Annotated in this window: 22 protein-coding genes; 5 read left to right on the forward strand and 17 right to left on the reverse strand. The window is 33.7% G+C overall.

Features of this window, described 5'->3' with window-relative positions; all coding sequences use genetic code 11:
• Window positions 1-543: 543 nt before the first annotated feature.
• Window positions 544-1,197: an S-layer homology domain-containing protein gene (locus tag ACOMCU_RS24560; RefSeq protein ID WP_421051724.1), complete on the forward strand. Its 654-nt coding sequence runs from the start codon at window positions 544-546 to the stop codon at window positions 1,195-1,197.
• A gap of 61 nt (window positions 1,198-1,258) precedes the next feature.
• A complete protein-coding gene (locus ACOMCU_RS24565; RefSeq protein ID WP_421051725.1) occupies window positions 1,259-1,942 on the forward strand; it encodes a hypothetical protein in 684 nt (227 codons plus the stop codon).
• Window positions 1,943-2,113: 171 nt separating this feature from the next.
• Here ACOMCU_RS24565 and ACOMCU_RS24570 read toward each other — a convergent pair whose 3' ends face one another.
• The 8 genes from ACOMCU_RS24570 to ACOMCU_RS24605 all read right to left on the reverse strand — a co-directional run bounded on the left by ACOMCU_RS24570 (window position 2,114) and on the right by ACOMCU_RS24605 (window position 9,194).
• The gene (locus ACOMCU_RS24570) at window positions 2,114-2,458 is read right to left on the reverse strand and encodes a hypothetical protein (protein WP_421051727.1); all 345 of its coding nucleotides are present in this window, start codon (window positions 2,456-2,458) and stop codon (window positions 2,114-2,116) included.
• Between the two features lie 381 nt (window positions 2,459-2,839).
• Window positions 2,840-3,448 (reverse strand): YpjP family protein, encoded by a 609-nt coding sequence (locus ACOMCU_RS24575; RefSeq protein WP_219361834.1) that lies wholly within the window; start codon window positions 3,446-3,448, stop codon window positions 2,840-2,842.
• Between the two features lie 268 nt (window positions 3,449-3,716).
• Window positions 3,717-4,601: a nucleotidyl transferase AbiEii/AbiGii toxin family protein gene (locus ACOMCU_RS24580; RefSeq protein ID WP_421051728.1), complete on the reverse strand. Its 885-nt coding sequence runs from the start codon at window positions 4,599-4,601 to the stop codon at window positions 3,717-3,719.
• 670 nt (window positions 4,602-5,271) lie between these two features.
• Window positions 5,272-5,724, reverse strand: a complete 453-nt coding sequence (locus ACOMCU_RS24585) for a hypothetical protein (RefSeq protein ID WP_421051729.1) — start codon at window positions 5,722-5,724, stop codon at window positions 5,272-5,274.
• Between the two features lie 1,124 nt (window positions 5,725-6,848).
• Window positions 6,849-7,637, reverse strand: a complete 789-nt coding sequence (locus tag ACOMCU_RS24590) for a class I SAM-dependent methyltransferase (protein ID WP_421051730.1) — start codon at window positions 7,635-7,637, stop codon at window positions 6,849-6,851.
• Window positions 7,625-8,056 carry a BrxA/BrxB family bacilliredoxin gene (locus tag ACOMCU_RS24595; RefSeq protein WP_010859532.1) on the reverse strand — a complete coding sequence of 144 codons (432 nt, stop codon included), beginning with the start codon at window positions 8,054-8,056 and terminating at the stop codon, window positions 7,625-7,627. The genes ACOMCU_RS24590 and ACOMCU_RS24595 overlap by 13 nt, the downstream gene beginning before the upstream one ends.
• Window positions 8,057-8,267: 211 nt before the next feature.
• Entirely contained in the window at window positions 8,268-8,525 is a 258-nt protein-coding gene (locus tag ACOMCU_RS24600; protein WP_421051731.1) for a hypothetical protein, read from the reverse strand.
• A 45-nt stretch (window positions 8,526-8,570) separates the two neighbouring features.
• Complete coding sequence (locus ACOMCU_RS24605) at window positions 8,571-9,194, reverse strand: flavin reductase family protein (RefSeq protein ID WP_421051732.1); 624 nt, start codon at window positions 9,192-9,194, stop codon at window positions 8,571-8,573.
• Between the two features lie 164 nt (window positions 9,195-9,358).
• On the opposite strand from ACOMCU_RS24605, the gene ACOMCU_RS24610 reads away from it, so the two are divergent.
• A complete protein-coding gene (locus tag ACOMCU_RS24610) occupies window positions 9,359-9,700 on the forward strand; it encodes a winged helix-turn-helix transcriptional regulator (protein ID WP_421051733.1) in 342 nt (113 codons plus the stop codon).
• A gap of 199 nt (window positions 9,701-9,899) precedes the next feature.
• Here the strand turns inward: ACOMCU_RS24610 and ACOMCU_RS24615 are convergent, their stop codons facing one another.
• Both ACOMCU_RS24615 and ACOMCU_RS24620 read right to left on the reverse strand, forming a co-directional pair.
• Window positions 9,900-10,193 (reverse strand): aconitate hydratase, encoded by a 294-nt coding sequence (locus tag ACOMCU_RS24615; RefSeq protein WP_421051735.1) that lies wholly within the window; start codon window positions 10,191-10,193, stop codon window positions 9,900-9,902.
• Complete coding sequence (locus ACOMCU_RS24620) at window positions 10,190-10,402, reverse strand: hypothetical protein (protein ID WP_010859537.1); 213 nt, start codon at window positions 10,400-10,402, stop codon at window positions 10,190-10,192. The genes ACOMCU_RS24615 and ACOMCU_RS24620 overlap by 4 nt, the downstream gene beginning before the upstream one ends.
• A 115-nt stretch (window positions 10,403-10,517) precedes the next feature.
• Here ACOMCU_RS24620 and ACOMCU_RS24625 point away from each other — a divergent pair, with 115 nt between their 5' ends.
• A complete protein-coding gene (locus ACOMCU_RS24625; protein WP_421051737.1) occupies window positions 10,518-11,060 on the forward strand; it encodes a TFIIB-type zinc ribbon-containing protein in 543 nt (180 codons plus the stop codon).
• Window positions 11,061-11,279: 219 nt separating this feature from the next.
• On the opposite strand, the gene ACOMCU_RS24630 is transcribed toward ACOMCU_RS24625, so the two are convergent.
• Genes ACOMCU_RS24630 through ACOMCU_RS24650 form a run of 5 tightly spaced genes read right to left on the reverse strand, consistent with a single transcriptional unit; the run spans window position 11,280 to window position 13,519 of the window.
• Window positions 11,280-11,822: a tape measure protein gene (locus tag ACOMCU_RS24630; protein ID WP_421051739.1), complete on the reverse strand. Its 543-nt coding sequence runs from the start codon at window positions 11,820-11,822 to the stop codon at window positions 11,280-11,282.
• A 13-nt stretch (window positions 11,823-11,835) separates the two neighbouring features.
• Window positions 11,836-12,189: a hypothetical protein gene (locus tag ACOMCU_RS24635; protein WP_421051740.1), complete on the reverse strand. Its 354-nt coding sequence runs from the start codon at window positions 12,187-12,189 to the stop codon at window positions 11,836-11,838.
• A gap of 43 nt (window positions 12,190-12,232) precedes the next feature.
• The gene (locus tag ACOMCU_RS24640) at window positions 12,233-12,367 is read right to left on the reverse strand and encodes a hypothetical protein (protein ID WP_268891034.1); all 135 of its coding nucleotides are present in this window, start codon (window positions 12,365-12,367) and stop codon (window positions 12,233-12,235) included.
• Window positions 12,368-12,383: 16 nt separating this feature from the next.
• Window positions 12,384-13,136 (reverse strand): MerR family transcriptional regulator, encoded by a 753-nt coding sequence (locus ACOMCU_RS24645; protein WP_421051741.1) that lies wholly within the window; start codon window positions 13,134-13,136, stop codon window positions 12,384-12,386.
• Window positions 13,137-13,186: 50 nt separating this feature from the next.
• Window positions 13,187-13,519, reverse strand: a complete 333-nt coding sequence (locus tag ACOMCU_RS24650) for a DUF4870 domain-containing protein (RefSeq protein WP_010859542.1) — start codon at window positions 13,517-13,519, stop codon at window positions 13,187-13,189.
• Window positions 13,520-14,191: 672 nt separating this feature from the next.
• Here ACOMCU_RS24650 and ACOMCU_RS24655 point away from each other — a divergent pair.
• Complete coding sequence (locus tag ACOMCU_RS24655; protein ID WP_421051742.1) at window positions 14,192-14,770, forward strand: hypothetical protein; 579 nt, start codon at window positions 14,192-14,194, stop codon at window positions 14,768-14,770.
• An 818-nt stretch (window positions 14,771-15,588) separates the two neighbouring features.
• Here the strand turns inward: ACOMCU_RS24655 and ACOMCU_RS24660 are convergent.
• Both ACOMCU_RS24660 and ACOMCU_RS24665 read right to left on the reverse strand, forming a co-directional pair.
• Window positions 15,589-17,175, reverse strand: a complete 1,587-nt coding sequence (locus ACOMCU_RS24660) for a hypothetical protein (protein WP_421051743.1) — start codon at window positions 17,173-17,175, stop codon at window positions 15,589-15,591.
• A gap of 302 nt (window positions 17,176-17,477) precedes the next feature.
• The gene (locus ACOMCU_RS24665) at window positions 17,478-18,266 is read right to left on the reverse strand and encodes a DUF2971 domain-containing protein (protein ID WP_421051744.1); all 789 of its coding nucleotides are present in this window, start codon (window positions 18,264-18,266) and stop codon (window positions 17,478-17,480) included.
• Between the last annotated feature and the right edge of the window lie 46 nt (window positions 18,267-18,312).

The following is an 18,312-nucleotide window of genomic DNA, read 5'->3' on the forward strand; positions in this document are numbered from 1 at the left end:
AAAATACGTATTATGAAATTGATTCAGATACCTAATCTTTTAAAAAATATGGGCCGGCCATGTTTGTCACGCTCCGGACTAGCCTGTCAAGCGCTGGTCGTTCGTCGGTCTGTCTTTCCTGGTAATTAATTATTTTTAAAAATACTGGGAAAAGAACTTACCCGCGCCGTCCTGCCTCCAATTATTTCGCATATGGATACTTAATGCACTAAGTGAACGAATATAACATATGTAACGTTTGTAATGTCTATCACATTTTTAACAAGCATTACATTGTTCGTTATACCTTAATAGGTAATGTTATATCACTGTCTTTCATAAACGTGGGAAGTTATGCAAAATACTGTAAAAAACAGAACAAAACAACCTCTTTTATGTATTAATTATTCATAAAATAACCATATTACCCTTATAAATCCTCATTCCTCATATACTTGGCAAACATATTAATATAAAATACCTATAGATAATCATTTTTTATTCTTTAGTAGGCTCAAAACGAACAAGGGAAGATTTATATTTACTGTATTTTTTATAGCTATTATGGCAATATTCGTTACAATAGAACCAGTTAAAGCGGTGTATAACTATAGTTTCACTGCGACACCAAAAGTATCTTCTACAACTCAAGTAAATACGTCACTCGCAGATGTTGATTCAAAAAATACACATGTAACAGCCATTTTAACATTGGCGTCACAAGGTGTTATAGATTCAAGTGATGGGACATTTAAACCAACACAAGCACTTACTCGTGAACAAGCGGTTGTATGGTTAAATCGAACATTTAAATTAGAAAAAATACGTTCTTACAGTGGCTTTAAGGATGTAGACAAGTCTAATAAGTATTATGAGGATATCGTATCTGCTTATGAAGCAGGAGTGATTGACGGTTCACAAGGAAATTTCTCGGGCGGAAATAATATTTCTCGTGGACAAATGGCAAAAATCTTAATTGAAGCATTAGGGCTAGATGTAACTAAGGTAGGAAAAAGTCCTTTCCATGATACTACAGATCAATGGTTCGAGAAATATGCGACAGTATTATATGAATTGGAAATTACGACAGGGACGACACCCACTACTTTCTCTCCATATGAAAATGTAACACGTCAACAATTCGCATCGTTCCTTTATCGCGCATTACAGAAAACTGAAGCGCAACAGGTTACAGGCGAAGAAATTTTACACGGATGAAGTTCCTACGAAGGATATGACAGGTGTAGAGGCTATTAATATCATTAAAAATAAGGAGTACATGAAATGGTTAGCTGATAAGGGTTTTTTGGATAGAAACGAGAAAAATTTTTCTAGACAATTTCCTGAGTATTGGAGTAGATCACAACTATTTAGAGATTTTTATGCTAATGACATTCTAACTTCTTTGTTACAAAAGGGATATGGACTTAATTATAATCCTGTATTTGAAACATTGAGTGCGTCTAGTGTAATGTTATCAGACGATACAACATCTTCTACAATAATTGGAGATTATCTAGGGTATAGTATGAAAATGTCTTTAAGTACTTTCCCAAAAGATAACTATGAATGGTTTAATATTAGCTTTGATTATCTAAATGATAAATCACTTGAAGATTCTTTAGATGTCATACATACGATGTTACCGCAAATAGAGATAGATAATGTACTGAAAGACCAAGTTGAACAAATAAGATCCAATTCAGATGAAATATTACCTATAATCCAAGATTGGTTAGATTCTGGTAGTAAAGGTGACTGCTACCTTTGGAAATCTGATCTAGCTAATACTATAACTTTCCTTCATGACTCTGAGGACAAAGATATCGGGATAACTCCAATATCTGTATATAAAAAATACGGGATAGATACATTACCAGAAGGTTGGTTCATAAGATTAGGAGTGCGAACTACTGCGTTTGGTATACCTTTAGGAATAATCGAAATACAGATACCAAAATAAGAGAAGGAAGGTACATTCTAATATAACTAGAATGTACCTTCCTTCTCTATGTCAGTTAGCATCTATTTAAGATTTAATCAAAAAAACTCCCCTGTCTTACCACTTCAATCCCTTTCTTTTGAATCATTCTGTAATTTTTCACAATATATTCCATAGCACAAGGCCCCTACATCATGCCATCATCTGATTTACAATGTTATTCTTAATACGTCCAATGCTTGTTGCTGATAAAGCCATATGCTGACCTATCCAGCGCATTGAACTGCCTTCCAACAACCAAAACAGTACTTCGATTTCACGCGGCGTATGCACCTTATCAATACGTTCTTGCACCACTGTTATCTTATGCTCATACTCTTTAATTCGTTTGATATGTTTCAAGCGTCTAGCGACCTCAGACATAATCAGATCTCTTATGCCTCCTGCTGCCTTTGGTAAAGTCGCTACAATCCCGTACTGCGCTGTTTTTGCTCCGACAATCAACCCGTTACGAAGTTCCTTTACTGTGTTAACCATCCACTCACTTTACACCTCACTACTTACAGTACACATTTGTTACGATACAGTTATCCAATAATATCCCTATATCCACAGTTGCAGCTTTAGTAGGTGATACTCCTGAAACGATTTATAAAGTGTATGCACATTCATTTGAAAAAGATGAAGTACACGCATCTAATTTAATGGATGAAATTATTAATTTGAGTTCATTTGAAGAATCTGAGGAAATCAAAAAACGATGATATTGGGGCACTTTTTGGGGCACTCGCCTTTTTTCTCTCTCTCCTACCCATATAAGATATAAATATAATCACTTAGAAAATCAGTATAAACGTTGATATACCGGTGTTTACGAATAAAAAAACACTCGTATTTTAAACGAGTGTTTCGTGATTTTTATGATAACCATTTCGGTGGTGTGTTCTTTTCCCAGTAAATATCGCCTAAGTTATTATGTGCCATAAAGTCGTCTTCGGCACTGTGGTAGTGAAAATTATAATAATAACCTTCTTGAGGTCGTTTCTCCGTACGTACATGGAAGCGGATTAAATCCGATCCTGTTTGACTGTTAGTAATATTGAAAATTTTTTCACCATAGTTGCCACTTGGTCTTTCTGTGATTGATAGAGACGCCAATGATCCATCGTCTAAGCTTGCCACTGTCATAGCTATCGCTTCTTCCATTTTCGGAAAGATAATGGCATCAAATTCATTGCTAATTTTCGGCCCAATCTTTGTGCCAAACTTTATGTACGATTGCTCTTTTGCTGCATCAATTAGTAATGCACCGTAGTCAATCGCTTCTTGATATAATTCGGTATCTTCTTCTTGATTTGAATCTGGTTCAGCAGCTACAGCAGTGCTTGTCCCAGATGACGGCCCGATAGCGGCACGATTTGACGAATTTTGGTCGAATGCATCCCATATTTCATGTGTTGGCGTAATTAATCCAAATGTTAAAAACGCAACCATGATTACGATACTTTTTTGAACCCACTTTTTCATTAATTAACACCTTCTCTTTATGTACAATTTGGTAATTATTCTATCTATATATACGTTTAGCCCAATAAAAGGTTTCATATTTCTATAATTCATTGTACAATATTTATGTATAAATGTGTCGTTTTTTAAAGGAGGTACAAAGCATGTCAATCGCAATGGGTATTGGACTTTTAATAATGTTAGGTTATTTATCATCTTTATGCTTCACGGACTAATTCATTTTCACTAAAAGACCGCGATCTTCACAGAGCTCGCGGTCTTTTCATTTTTATGTCCAATGTTGTGGTGTATTATCCCAATTTTTGAAAAATTCATCTTCCTTCACCATTTCATTATAAATTGGCCATAGAAGTGTTTGGATACGTTTCATAACTTCTTCAAACTTTAATGGCTGTTGTCCAATAAAAGCTAGCCAGGCTTTATTTCGTTGGGTATCTAGATAAAAATGCTTGGAAAATACCGGATGATCTTTTTCTAAAGTTGTTCTATGGTTATCAAATGTTTCTGCAATAGCTTCCTGCAATACACGTCCCTCAATTTTTTGCGTAGTTGACAGCATATAAATATCATAAAAATCTTTCATTCGACAATCTGAAGCTGGCAAACTAGTCATTTTTTCAAACTTTTCTGCAATCATGAAGGCTGTTGGATACACTAAAATCATTGGTGATGGCATATCCAATAATGATGGAAACGCCATTATTTTTGGTGTCAGTGGAAGACTGTCTCCAAAGCTAATGCTTACTTCTATGTATGTTTTGGTTTGAGCGAGTGTAACCGGCATATTAACTTGAATCTCTTCATTTTCCCAGGTAAACTCGAATTTATCTTCAAGAAAGTGAATACCGTCTTCGTGGGAGTGAATCGAACAAATTTCAATAATCGCTTGCTTGATAATCGTCATATCCTTAGGCATTTGTTTTGCTGCCAGAGCCATCTCTCGGGATGTTTTTACTGCGCCATTTGTTAATGCAAATAACAACACATCATCTTTTAGCAAAAATCGTTCTTGATATGGGGATACAGATAATCTATATAACAATCTTTCTTGAACATAAAGTCCTAGCAGTGCATCAAGACTCTCGCCTTTTTCTGTAGCCAATGTTTCCAAATGCTGTAATACCTTACTTGATGTAGTCTTCACATTTTCCATATTCCAGCCCCACCTTTATAGCAAAAATTTGATTTTTTCTAACATTCTATATTTTATTATTACGTAAATTTTAAATGGCGTAAACGGTAATATAATCCAATCGCTTTATGGTAATTATCATCTATTCTTAATGATAGCGTCGACATATGATTGACAATGCAAAAAAGCATCTTTTAGTCAAAAATCAACTTAGAGATGCTTGATCAATACCTCATATTAAATTCTTCTTTACTGAGCTTATTTGATGAACCCATGAATTGTATTATTGCAAGATAAATTAGGCAAGGGGCAGCCCCCGCTATAAGCGAAGCCACCCCTTTAGTATTTAATAGGTAACATTTTTGTAAATTATAAAGTCTCAACCCAATCATCTGGGGAATAATATCTAGAAACGTCATTGTTTCCTTACCGCGGTAAAATTCCACTGTGTGCCTTCTAACTTAAGCAACGCAAACCCAACCTTCTTTTGCGTCCTTGCAGCCCCAAAGCATGCGCCAGTGTGAATAAGTATCCTAAAAAACAAAAAGCAGAATGCCAGATTACAGAAATTCGCTACCTAAAATAGCACCAAATCATTATATCATAACATTTAAGAAAAGTAAAATTATATTTAAAATACTGCAAAGAACTTTTAAAACTCTTTGTGACTACTGTACTTTCGCTCTATCCATCACGTTATTTTCCATGTTAAAAATTCCTTATAGCGTCTATCCATCACTTCTTTGACTTTTTTGTAATTCGCCTCTGAATACATTACACCATAAAGCCTATCATCCATGTCTGGTAAATGCTCAAAATCGAGGTGACTATAGTCACTTAAATAATGGCCAAAGTTATTTTTGTCCTCATAATAATGATTCGCAAAATCCGCACCCGAATCATTCAAATCCTCATCTAACAATACTCCGTCTAAAAACTCAAATAGGAAATTCAAAACACTATATTGCCCTGCTTTTATCAGGTTTTTCTCTTCCTTTGCATCCTCGAATAATTCATCACTAGCAAAATCATTCTCTAGCATCCAGCGATAAAAAAAGGCGATATGAACCCCTCCCTGCGTAATAGCCAGATTACTCGGAAAATCCTCTGCATCGAAATGCCATTTTGCTTTATCATATGCCATCAAAATCGACCCTTCCATTTGAGAATTAGTTTTTTGGATCTAATAAATTATTAGTAACTCCTTACTCATTCTTCTTCCAGTTGTATCAAACCTAAAAATTCTAAACTGAAAGTCCCTCATAATACTCATCATATAGTAAAATGATTGTATTATAGGCTGTTGGCAGGTCATTCCTACCTTGCTTATCATTAGCTTTTTAAACTGTTCTGCATAGGAAAAATCATCATGTATTAATTGATCAAGTTTATTTGAAGCTATTGCATAACAGACTGCCTCACGAAAATCCTCTTCAAAGGTTAAGCCAAAATCTTAGGCAAACTGATTGTAAAATTCATCATAGAGCTCTCTAAATTCTCGTTCATAAGGTCGTTTTTGATTTCTGACCACGAAGAGTTGTGCTAACTTTTTCGCGAAATCCTCATCATGCTCTCCCTCAACTTGATATACTGTTTCGAGATAATCATTGATTTAACTGTTCATTATCGCTAAAATTGCCAAGCCAAATCGATACATATCCGCTATTTTCTTGGTAATAATCGTAGATCATTTTGCCACTTACCTTTCTAATCCCAACTCCAATAGCTCTCAGGTAAGGATTTTATTGCAATACTATTCAACGAGAGAGGACAAAAGATTTTTATTCAAGGTTAAAATTGTTTTATATTACCATAATTCATATTTTTCATAATTAAAAGAGGGTTAGTTGCAAAGAACCTCCCCCCTTATCATTCCTATAAAAAATTATATATAAAATCCTAATCGCTCATACAGACGTCTAGCAGAACTTCCTTGTAAGACATTAAAAGATACACATTTGCCATGGACTTCATTTTGTGAAAATCAGGGCTTTAGATAAAAATGCTCAATAATCAAGCTCAGTCGTTGGTTTAAATGCCACATATTCAGCGAATGAAGTGTCTATTTCTATAATCCACTTATAGGACAAATCGAAAGCATAGCGAACGTTGCCTTATCTTCACTTCATCATGTGTGCACAATCTTGTTTAATCATCTCAGTACCTCTGCCCTTAATTCTGCAATTACTTCAACATCTACATTAAGAGATTGACGAAGCATCAATTGATTTTTTATATGTAAACCACCGTTCCTATTGTCTAAAACTTTCAGGCCTCAAGAACCCCATAATGGAATTTCGCGGTTATCCTCGTTAACTGTTGAAAACCATATGTTTCAAACCATTCCGAACGAAAATGCGCTTTTAGCACTACACGCTTTTTAGCCACACGTCTTGCTTCACTTACCCACTCTTCGGTTAATGTTAAATGCTCTCCAGCCGATCGTAATGCTTGAAAATTATTAGCCTCTTCAATGATTTCTTCAAACATCGGATCCATATATACAACATCGAATGCATTATCTGGTAATGATCTCAAATAGGTTACCGCTTCCGCCTGTACGACTTCTATTTGTCGCATACAAGCTGTTAATGGTAACTCAGACGTATCATAGGTCTGCATGCCCTGTTCCACAATAAAGGCTATGTTCGGATTTGCTTCAGTCCCAATTACACGGCCCGCACCTCCCACCGTGTAAGCCGCAAGCATTGCATCAGCCGCAAGACCAAGCGTACAATCTAGCACCGAATCCCCTGTTATAAGCTGCATTGCCTCTAAAAACGGGTCAGTCTCTCCACGAGCCACACGCTTTAAACGAAAAGCTGCGGAATTCGGATGAAAGAAAAACGGCTCACTCGCTTCAAACGCATAATAGTCATAACGATTTTTCCCAGCGACGATCACATTGGCCTGTATTTCGTGCGAAATTTTTCGCACAGAGCGCTTTTTGCGAGGTTCAAAAGAGATATTTAAATTTTTGCACGCAAAAGCAGCGAGCGCCATCGACACGTCGTCTGGTCTGCCCGCTGTAGTGACAATTGTTGTTATTTCTCGCATGTTTGCTCTAAAACACCCGTCAAATGCGCTGTAATTTGCTCCACTGGGAAGCCTTCAATTTGCTCACGTGCAATAAAGTAAGCTAATTCGCCATCTTTTAAAATCGCCATCGATGGTGAGCTAGGCGGTACATCCTCAAAGAAACCACGCATTGTTGCAGTTGCTTCAGGATCTTGTCCTGCAAACACCGTTACTAAATTATCTGGCTTCACTGCCGCAACTGCTTCACGCGCTGCTGGTCGTGCTAATCCAGCTGCACAACCACACACTGAATTAATAACCACTAATGACGTGCCCTTAGCCTCCGCCATAAATTCATTCACTGCATCTGCAGTCGTAAGCTCACTAAACCCTGCCCCCACTAATTCCTCACGCATCGGTTTTACCACTTGCTTCATATATTCATCGTAAGCGTTCATCTTTTTACCCTCTTTCATATGTATTCGCAAAGCCTATTATAGCAAGGTTTTATGTGGTTGTATAATGTTTCGATTTCACCGAAATTCACTTGCATTCAGATTTTTGGTTGCTTTTTTGTTGCTTTGGTTGCTTTTAATTCTTAGTGAAATGCATTATAAATAACCTTCACAGACAACAAATATAATAGATAGAAGAAAATCACTCATTTTTTTATGAGTGACTTTTTAAGTGTTCCAATATTATCTTAGTCTTTTCAAAACTAAACCCTTTAAACGATACTGTTCTTAGAGAGCCTGTGTTAGTTTTCTCTAGATGTTGAACCTTACAATTTAAATTTGGTTCCAACCAAGTCGTATTGCGGTCAACCTTTGTTGTAATTTGTTTGGCTAATTGACGAAAAGCTTCCTTTTCTTCAGGTTTGAATCCAAACTCGACATTAGCGAGTGGCTTGTATTTACCTTTGCTCAATTGTTTTCCTACCAGCATTGTAATAGGATTTTCTTACAAAATGATTTATGTACCTTTCTGCCCATATGAAAATGAAGGCATTAGTCCGGCAAAGTCTCCTGCCAAACTAGCAAGCGGCTTCCACTTATCGATAGCTATTTTATAGTTTCCTGCATAGATTGCTTCATCTATTTGGACACATTCAACTTTTCCAAGCACTAGATAATCTCCACCGACAGGAATAATTTGGTCTAACTTAAGTTCTATTGAGATTGGCGCTTCTAGCACTGCTGGTACATTCAAAAGTTTACCATTCCGAACAGTCACTCCTGCAAGCTCAAACTCATTTTTCTCTGGCTCTACACTAGCCGATGAACGATGCATCGCTTCCCCAAGCGGCTCAGGTACCATATTAATTATATATTCTTTCACTTCGCGAATGTTCGTTAACGTATCCTTAATGCTTCCCTTTCGTTCATTAACGCCCGGTCCTATTGAGATCAAAAGTGTTGGTGGATTTCGAGAAGCTACAGTAAAAAAACTGAATGGCGCTAAATTTAAAATGCCATCCTTACTTATTGATGAAACCCATGCAATCGGTCTTGGTATCACAGAGCCAATTAACAATTTATACATCTCATCCTCGCTCAAATCATTTGTATTAAATATGAGTTTCTGTTCTTTAGACATCTATTCATTCTCCTTCAACTATATTTGATTAAGTAATATGTCGAATCTATAATAGAATTATTATAGAATTCTGAAATACTCATGAACCCATCCTAAATTATAAACTCGAATACAAATAAAACTAGTATGCACTTTTTTGTTAGATACTTACTTAAAGGAGAGTGATGTTATTGCCGGAATCAAGTAATAATTTTATGAGGCGCAACAAACAAAGACCATTTGACTTCACATTATCGTTAATAGGTGGCAAGTGGAAAATGAAAATAATGTATGAATTATCTTCCGATACGATTTTACGTTATGGAGAGTTAAAGCGGAAAATTCCTGCTATCACTCACAAAATGTTAAGTTCTCAGTTAAGCGAACTAGAGAACTCTGGAATTGTTCACAGAAAAGAATACCCTCAAATCCCTCCAAAAGTGGAATACTCCTTAACGCCAAAAGGAAAGAGTTTAATGCCAATATTAGAGGAAATGTGCAAATGGGGCGTGGCAAATCAAATATGAACTTAATTTTATAAGGAGTAAAAAGTGCTATGTAAATAATTTTTAGTGATAGATCGTAAAGTAATTATTAAACTGAACATGTTGATTAAAAAAGATATTGTAGCAGAAACCCCTTTAGACAAAACATATCTAAAGGGGCAATTAAACTATCTTGGTTATTTATTTTGGTAACTTAATAATAATTTTTCCACCTGCGTTTTCAATGCCATAAATAAGTAAACACTTGATCATCGCCAGCTGTGGCAACAACGAAATCGCTAAAGTATTCATCAGTCTTTTCCCAACGCACTACTCTAATTTTATCTTTGGCCAACAATGTCTTAGCGTTGTAACATTCTTGTGATATGTCGTCTAAAAGCTTATCAAGTATAGGCAAATATACTTTGCTCATTTTAAGGTTTTCAATCACCTTATAGTCTCGCTGTAAAGATTGAACGGCCATATCATAAACCACAAATTTATGAAGTAGTCGCCTTTGTTCAAAGCTAATCATACTACTTTACGCTTTTTATGAAGGACTGGAACAACCGCTAAAACATTATTGATAGTAAATGTACGCTTTGCATGTCTTGTAAAACAGAACGCTTGAAACGAATCACCGACGACTTTTATTATTTTGACTCGTCTTTTTGTGATTTCGCCACATTTTGATACATACATCATGTTAACTAATTGATTACGTTGCATTAGTTGTTCTTTCAACCTCTACACTCCCTTAACAAAATTAATTGAGTACTTGGGCATTTTTGTTATGTACATACATGATTAAATTTCTTAAAATGGAAAATAGTTCATCAAAAGTTAAGGAGGGGAAATTATGAAAAATTGCCCTAACTGTTTTGCCACAAATTCATATAAAAAAGTTTATAAGGAAGACAAGAATATATACGTATGTGAATATTGTGGGTCAGTATCGGAAGATTACACGATAAGGACAGAAAAAATTATTAAGGAATATGTTCCTGTAGAAACAATGTTAGAAACAGAAAAAAAACCCTATTATTATAGAGAGGTTACCCCATCAAAATGGCCAAAAAAATTAGCATTAATTTTGATTAGTATGTTAGGAGTATGGATATTTGGACAATCTATGGTATTGATTTTTTCAGAAGAAGAGAAGCCGACAAAACAGATCTCAACCATTACGCCAGAAGAATTTCAAAAGCTTAAAATAGGAATGAGTGAAGAAACCGTAATAAATATCGTAGGAGGTGCTCCATTGAACTCGGATAGAGACAAACGTAATTATAAAGGAGAAAACGGTGTAGAAGAAAATTCCAGGGTACTTTTAGAATTTTATTATGGAAAGTTAAAAGCTAAATATGAATTCGGATTGATTACAAAAAAGAAGTATGAATAGGGTTATACATAAATCATTTTTTACAATACAATACTCTAAAAAAAACTTTTTTAAAATTTGGACCAAGACGGCAATTAAGCTATCTTGGTCTTTTTCTTGGTCTTTTTTATAATGTTCGTTTAACCACCGAAATCAGCAATCCTAACGCTTCGACATCTGTCATTGAGCCTACTCTATCACTGTGATTTACTTTTAAAATCCCTTGCTTATAAGTCTCTTTTAATAACCTCTTAAATCCTCTTTAGCTGTCGAAGTTAGTGTGTTTGTCACTTGTGGTTCCTCCTTTGGTTGTGTTGGCATTGTTGGCTCCATAGCCTGTTCAATTCGTTTCAAGAAGCTATTCCAGCGGCCCTCGGCTCTGATGCGGTGAGGACAATTCTTTTTAAACCAATCGTAGTGTTGTTTTACTCGGTCAATTCCCCAACCATACTCCTTGAGTAATTTTGCAATATACTGCACTGCATTTTCTTCAGCTATCTCATATCGGGCTCCGTCACTTTTGCTGTAGCAAATTTCAACACCGATTGACTTCTTATTTCCCGACCCTCTAGAAGCATCAATATTCATAGCTTCTTCTAAATAGCGTTGAATATTTGCTACAAATGGTTGGGCATTATCTAAAATGGCATTTAGTTCTTCACCTTGCAATCTCCCTGCTGCCATTGCTTGAGTCAATTGAAGCATGACTGAATTAACACCTTCAACTAAAGTACCAGCAATCGAAAATGTTTTGTTAATCTGCTCTCTCCGTAGTGTTAGCAAATGCTCCTGATGCTTACATCCCTAATTTACCTACCATATCTGCTGTTGATTGATAGGATGTAAAAGTACGTTGCGCGGAATCGAAAATCATATCTTGTAACTCTGCTGTTGTCATTAACATATTATTAATGCTACCAGCGGCTTCTGCATTTTTATGATAAGTACCATTCATTAGCTCTAATCGAGCTTGTGTATTAATCATTTCATCAGATAAAGCTACAATATTTTTTTCAGTTTGAAATGATAAGTAAGCTGCAGCAATACCTATTATTTTGCTTAGTAATCCATCAGCGGCGGTTGTTCCATCCCTGATATTATTATTAAAACCTCGTTGAGCATCACCTGCATTTCGAACTTCATCTTCCATTCGATTAAATTCATCTGCTGCACTTGCTAACTCTCGTCTTGCCCTAATAATTAGGATTTGATAAATACCAAGGGAGGAAACCTTTACCGCCCGTTCCTACCTCCAAGTTTACATTACCGTATGCAGAAAATAGAAGCTTTGGAACATCTAGAACATTTGTAACATATGTATCAGACATTATGTAGTCTCTCTATTTAGTTTGAATTTTTTTTATAAAACTCCATGGCTTCTTTTAAAAATTCTTGCTCCTTTTCTGTAAAAGGATTAGGAAATGAAAATGATTCTGTGGATGGTAGCTTTTCTTCAACCAAATCCAAATTTCCCTTCAAGGTTTCATCCATAAGCAATAGCAGTGTTTCAATAGTTTCTTGCGTTTCTTTCGAAGACGGTACAGCATCAGTAAACTTTAAATGTTTGATTTCAGATAAAACTTTAGTCCATTTTTTATCTAAATCGATTTCTTCGGATTTATTTATATTAAATAATTCATCAGTTATATCTTTAGAAAAGTGCTCTTTAAACCATTTTTCTGTATCTTCTTCAAACATTAATTTTTGAAGCATAGCACAAAATATTTCAATATTGATGATTTCCTCATCTTCTATTGTTTCAATAAGATGGTTTAAATCTGATAATATATTAATAATCTCAAGTTTTTTTGCTTCAAATAACTGCTTTTGGTATTTTAAAGATTTTAATATCGCCTCGCCTTTAACAGTGTTTTTTTGAAGCATGATTTTAATATCTTTTAGGGATAATCCAAGAAACTGCAAGGATTTAATGTTTTGTAGAATAGTTAAATCCTCGTTTGAATATAGTCTATGTCCACCCTCTGTATAATCACTTGGTTTAAGTAGGCCTATACTGTCATAATATCTAAGTGTTCTAATGCTAACACCAGACTTTTGCACAAGTTCCCCAATAGTAAATATACCTTTTCCCGACATATTACCCTCTCCTCTTGTTCCTATATTGAAACTTAAAAACCCTTGATTTTTCAGACTTTAAAGTAACGTATAACTGGGTAAGAAAACTTTTTTCCTCTTAAAGTATAAATTGCTGCAATTATAATTAATATTGTTTCAAGTATAATAAGTGCAAAAGAAAGAACGGCAGCCGCGCTCCATTTTTTAGAAATAAAAGTTAGTAACAAAAAGACTGGGAAGAAAGTAAAATGAAGGTTCATTCCTTCTTTTGCATGGTCGGAAAAATATTTATTTCTATTCTTTGATACCAAGTATACTAATATAGGTAAAACAAAAGTTAGTAATAGCGAGAACAAATGCATTAAACTTGCCAATCCCCTATTTAATAGACTCTCTTTTTTCATAATACTGTGCCTCCAATAGCGTAAATTATTTAGTTGTTACCTTTTAATTAAGTAACTAAATTCATCATAAAAGGTGACGCTACTAGAGATTCAAGTACAAAATTAATTTAATCCAATTAATCTTTATTTAATCACTTCTTTGTGGTTAGAAGTTAGATGTGCCAATAAAAAGACTCCGAAGATCACTTCCCGAGAGTTTCATAACATTAATAATTTAAATATTGTTATAAAGCTTTAAGTATTAGTAATATTCATAGCTTTATGATTAAAATAATTAAACCTTAAATATAATTCTAAAAATTAAACCCCTTTTTCTAAAATTTAATCTAATCAAATCCAATTTTGATTTTTTGTTTTTCTTCCTTTATATCTATTTTGAAAAAGAGTTGATAAGAGGGAGTGAAAATTTTTGTGTAGAGTAAACTTTAATAATACTTGATAGAAGCTTATTTAAAATAATTATAAGGGCTTAAAACTGTTTAATTTTTTGTAAACAGCTATAGAATGAGTTTACTAAAACCTTTAACAATGATGAACAGTTACAAGATATGGGCTGAACAAGGTGTGAACATCTACACAGATTTAGTTAAGTGTGATAAAAAAGGAATTAGTATTGACTAGATATCAGAATAGGGATGACTATATGTACTTTATCTTTAGGAGGAGAGACACATGTCATATAAAAAAGAGGTTAGAAAAATGTATAAAAATATTGCTCTTCAAATGGGGGTCAAAGCACCCCCTCTAATAATTATTGGAAATAGTAAGTCGTTAAATGCAAGTGATCATAATGTAATTATTACGATAAATAAAAGTCTTGCAAAACTAGTTTATATGGATACTGATTTAGTGAAATGCATGATTGCCCACGAACTAACTCATTCTAAAAATGGTGATACCAAAACTCGCCAAAAAAATCTTTTCAAAATTTTTTCAAAAAGGGTACTAGCTTATAGTTTGGTCTGTGAAATGAGAGCATCTATTGGTGGGTATACATATATAGGCATGAAATCTGAATTGTCAATAATGGAAACTGAGAAAAAATTTAAAGTGCCAAAATTATTGGCGGATAAAAAATCAGCATACAGATTCGGGTATCCAACATCTGAACAAATTGCATTTTTCGCCAGTCAATTCGATAAAATGACAGTTGAAATAGCTAAAGAACTTTTGGAAGATTATTGTATTGTTTTTAATATAAAAGATAAAGAGAAATTTATTGACCATGTGATAGAGGTAGTGAAGATATAAAGTAAGTTATTATTGGTGAAAAAATAATAAAACATCTTCAATCTAACAGTTTTTTCACATAAGGATATTGATTCGAGAAAAATAAAATATTATATGGCACAACGGTTTTTATTTCAAAAAATAGTATAATAAACATCAATAAAAATAATAACGGAAATAAGGTGAAAAATTGTTGTTTTAGATATTCGATTGAAAGACCTAAAGTTCAAACTAAATTTATATTTATTTTTAATAATAATTCCAAATAATTCAAAAATGTTCACTTCAAACTAAAACCCACTTTTTCCATGAGTAAAAGAGTAGGTTTTAGTTTGTAATGATTTATGTATTTAAATTTATATCTAAAGGAAAAGGATTTTTTGTATATTTTCCAACATCAAACAGATACATTGTTTTCATTTTTTATATTAAGTGCTTGAAATGCCCTCGATGCACCAGTTAATAAATTCTCTTTATTCTGGAAATCATTATGTTTATGTTGATTAAAATAACTAGCAGCACCTATTTATTGGCGCGCCTTGAATAATTACCCATTTCGAGTTTTCCATTATTATATTAATTAATGAAAAATAGTGAAATACTCTTGATTTCGAGTTATTTCACTATTTTTTTCTTACTGAATGTGAAATTTAACCTAATTCTAACCAAGCGACAGCCTCGCAATGACTCGAGAAATGTCTTTCGAACTGCCTGTTCTCGGAAACATATTCATAACATTTTGGGCTGTGTCGGCCGGAGAACATATCAATGTTTTTTGGGGCTTCGCAATAGAGAAACCATCGAACATTTTTTTGTTACTCAAAAGTTCTATACATTTTTTAAACAAACTGGTTAAAGAAATCATGATTCCTTTTTTTATACTTCTTATCAAATTCACTTGTATAATCAGTTATCGCAAGTTCATCTGCATTAATACTTATCTTCTGTCCACCGTTCGCTTTAAAATAACCAAATATATCTAACTCATCGACTGAAGAAATGATATCGTTATTTTCTTTCCTAAAATCCAAATATTTTATGAACTCTATAAAATCCACACACTCCTGCGTTATAATATCTAAGTCATATATGTTGACTACATATGGGGTAATATGAATAGTCTTATCAAATTCTACATATTCATGTATCTTTGATGGTATTACGCCAAAGTTCTCTGCTGTAACACAAATGATATATTTTTCCTCTGTATTACCTAACTTTATTTCTTTCTCTTGTCCATTTATAGTTTTATGAAAGCATTTTCCTTGCGTTATATAGTTTATAGATCGAACCGCTTGTTTATATGCAATTCCTATAGCTTTATAAATATCAGTTTGAATACTTTCTGTGATACCTTTTAAAGTATTCAAGGTCAATATTTTACTCTTGCATTCGCAAAATATTGTTATATTTTCATACTGAATAGTGACGTCTGCTTCTCCATCTTCATTTTTGTATTCTAAAGAACTATATATATACCTTTTGTCAATTAGGCGTTGTAAGTATTTTACGGTTAAATCTTCAACTACATCTCCTCTATTTTTAGTATATCTACCAATTACATCTTTGTTAAATTTTTTCTCTGCTATAAAAGTATAATGAAATAGCTTCGGTAAGTTCATTAATGTGGATTCTAATAATGGCAAGTATATATAATCTCCAAAGTCAACTAATGGTTTTGATGTTAAAATTTTAAAATCTGATACCTCAGTGGGCTTTAATCTTGATTCTCCTGGACAAACACTTAGATATTTTACAATAGAGTCAACCTCAAATTTATTGAATTTACTATACAAGTCTTCTTTATAAACTCTAAAAATATAACCTTCTTTAATACTTGGCAACATTAATACTGCTTTTCCACGTATTAATTGATACAGGGTTTTAATCATATTAGTAAGTTTATATTTCTTACTGTGTGCTTCTAAAGTTTTTTTAACATACAATTTAAAAATATAAATAAATAATTCTTCACAGCAAGTAAAAGTAAATCCTAAATTTTTTTTAAATTCTTTATCAAAAGGTCTATATAACATTTCCGACACGGATAATAATTGGTATATATACCCATCACCCCGAAATGCCATGCTTTTTAATTTCATATGCTCAGACTTTAAAAATTCATTCTTTTTTTCATCTGTTGCCTCTATAAGAGCGAGTGCTTCTTCAAAAAGTTGTAATATATCTTCGTTATAAATATTTTTTGAAAACTCTTCTAATTCCAAGAAATCATTCCATGTAAATAACTTTTTTGAATCAGATATATAATAACGGATGACATTTGAGGCTAAATATTCTGCTGCTGGAATCCTTTCATCTACCAATTGACCATGACTAGACATCTGCATCTCTAAAATACCTGATAAAACATCTTCTGTATTATATTTTTTTAAGAATTGCTCTAAATCTACATTCCTTAACTCCATTTTTAATACCCCAATCTTTGACTAATTATATTGCTTTGGAAGTTACTTATCGATTTCTTTCAAGTTGTAGTCGAAGGGATTATAGAATTCTCTAATGCGTAATTCCACAGATTATCCCAATACACTAAATATTTAGCCACCTTATTACAGCAATGCCTCGGAACATCTGGTCTCGCATTTCCCTTTTCCGTCTTAGGGGCTGATTTGTCAAAGCGCAATCTATGTATCTAGCTACATTACCATAGATACTATCTAGAAATCCCATAAATATTTGCCGGCTTCTCAGAATATATACTCATACTCTATATAATATCATCGGAAATAAACTTAAAAGTATTTTGCTCTTGTGACATTTGGTATACATTAATTTGCAACTTGCGAGCAATATCAATGAGCCGTTGCTTATCGCTCCATTCCATTCTTAAACCTAAATATATAGCGACAGGGCTACATTTTTTGCAGATAAACTTTTCTGCACATAATGTCTCTAGATTGTTTGATTGGACATGTCCGTGAAGTTTATAGAAGTTTGTATCGGATTGTTTCTCTTTATCAAAATACACTTCAGGATTCAAATGTAATACGTCGTTATTTTTCAATTCATATAATGCCCTACATTCATTTTCGTTGCTCCATTCAGTGGATTTGACTGATAGTAACTTTTCAAATATTTTCTCATCATATTCGTTAAGGGGATACATTTCACTTTTGTAATCAATATCGAACACTTTGTCTGACGCTTCTACAATACCTCTCTTTTCGTAACCGACGCAGAAACCTTTGTGAGAATTCGCATAATACGCCCATAATAAAGGATTGTCATATTCCTTTGAAGTACAGAAAACACGATATTTGAAATTAGCAACTTCTCGAAAGTCCTTGGAAAATCTCTTTGATAACATTTCGGGTAAGTCGGAACCTATGGATTTCCAATACTTTTGTTCTTCATTATTCACTTGGTACAAATACGCCCCAACCCCCTCTAGAGGGTCGTTCAAAAATTCTAACGGACTAAAACAAATATTGCCGTCCTCAATATTTTTATACGCATATAGGCTCTCGTTCGAATAGTATTTATATAATACTTCCATAATCATTAAACTCCTTTTACTGTCAGACTCTAAATAATCGGAACAT

The sequence above is a fragment of the Lysinibacillus sp. UGB7 genome (assembly GCF_049058285.1).
In the GTDB taxonomy this organism is placed as follows: Bacteria; Bacillota; Bacilli; order Bacillales_A; family Planococcaceae; genus Lysinibacillus; species Lysinibacillus sphaericus_B.

Excerpts from the sequence above, each read along its gene's own strand:
- ACOMCU_RS24595 (WP_010859532.1), bottom strand. The coding sequence starts at position 8,056 with ATGAACGCTTACGATGAATATATGAAGCAAGTGGTAAAACCGATGCGT.
- ACOMCU_RS24580 (WP_421051728.1), bottom strand. The coding sequence starts at position 4,601 with ATGGAAAATGTGAAGACTACATCAAGTAAGGTATTACAGCATTTGGAA.
- ACOMCU_RS24575 (WP_219361834.1), bottom strand. The coding sequence starts at position 3,448 with ATGAAAAAGTGGGTTCAAAAAAGTATCGTAATCATGGTTGCGTTTTTA.
- ACOMCU_RS24610 (WP_421051733.1), top strand. The coding sequence starts at position 9,359 with ATGTTATTGCCGGAATCAAGTAATAATTTTATGAGGCGCAACAAACAA.
- ACOMCU_RS24645 (WP_421051741.1), bottom strand. The coding sequence starts at position 13,136 with ATGTCGGGAAAAGGTATATTTACTATTGGGGAACTTGTGCAAAAGTCT.
- ACOMCU_RS24625 (WP_421051737.1), top strand. The coding sequence starts at position 10,518 with ATGAAAAATTGCCCTAACTGTTTTGCCACAAATTCATATAAAAAAGTT.
- ACOMCU_RS24640 (WP_268891034.1), bottom strand. The coding sequence starts at position 12,367 with ATGTCTGATACATATGTTACAAATGTTCTAGATGTTCCAAAGCTTCTA.
- ACOMCU_RS24605 (WP_421051732.1), bottom strand. The coding sequence starts at position 9,194 with ATGTCTAAAGAACAGAAACTCATATTTAATACAAATGATTTGAGCGAG.
- ACOMCU_RS24585 (WP_421051729.1), bottom strand. The coding sequence starts at position 5,724 with ATGGCATATGATAAAGCAAAATGGCATTTCGATGCAGAGGATTTTCCG.
- ACOMCU_RS24650 (WP_010859542.1), bottom strand. The coding sequence starts at position 13,519 with ATGAAAAAAGAGAGTCTATTAAATAGGGGATTGGCAAGTTTAATGCAT.
- ACOMCU_RS24655 (WP_421051742.1), top strand. The coding sequence starts at position 14,192 with ATGTCATATAAAAAAGAGGTTAGAAAAATGTATAAAAATATTGCTCTT.
- ACOMCU_RS24660 (WP_421051743.1), bottom strand. The coding sequence starts at position 17,175 with ATGGAGTTAAGGAATGTAGATTTAGAGCAATTCTTAAAAAAATATAAT.
- ACOMCU_RS24560 (WP_421051724.1), top strand. The coding sequence starts at position 544 with ATGGCAATATTCGTTACAATAGAACCAGTTAAAGCGGTGTATAACTAT.
- ACOMCU_RS24570 (WP_421051727.1), bottom strand. The coding sequence starts at position 2,458 with ATGGTTAACACAGTAAAGGAACTTCGTAACGGGTTGATTGTCGGAGCA.
- ACOMCU_RS24565 (WP_421051725.1), top strand. The coding sequence starts at position 1,259 with ATGAAATGGTTAGCTGATAAGGGTTTTTTGGATAGAAACGAGAAAAAT.
- ACOMCU_RS24615 (WP_421051735.1), bottom strand. The coding sequence starts at position 10,193 with ATGATTAGCTTTGAACAAAGGCGACTACTTCATAAATTTGTGGTTTAT.
- ACOMCU_RS24665 (WP_421051744.1), bottom strand. The coding sequence starts at position 18,266 with ATGGAAGTATTATATAAATACTATTCGAACGAGAGCCTATATGCGTAT.
- ACOMCU_RS24635 (WP_421051740.1), bottom strand. The coding sequence starts at position 12,189 with ATGGAAGATGAAGTTCGAAATGCAGGTGATGCTCAACGAGGTTTTAAT.
- ACOMCU_RS24590 (WP_421051730.1), bottom strand. The coding sequence starts at position 7,637 with ATGCGAGAAATAACAACAATTGTCACTACAGCGGGCAGACCAGACGAC.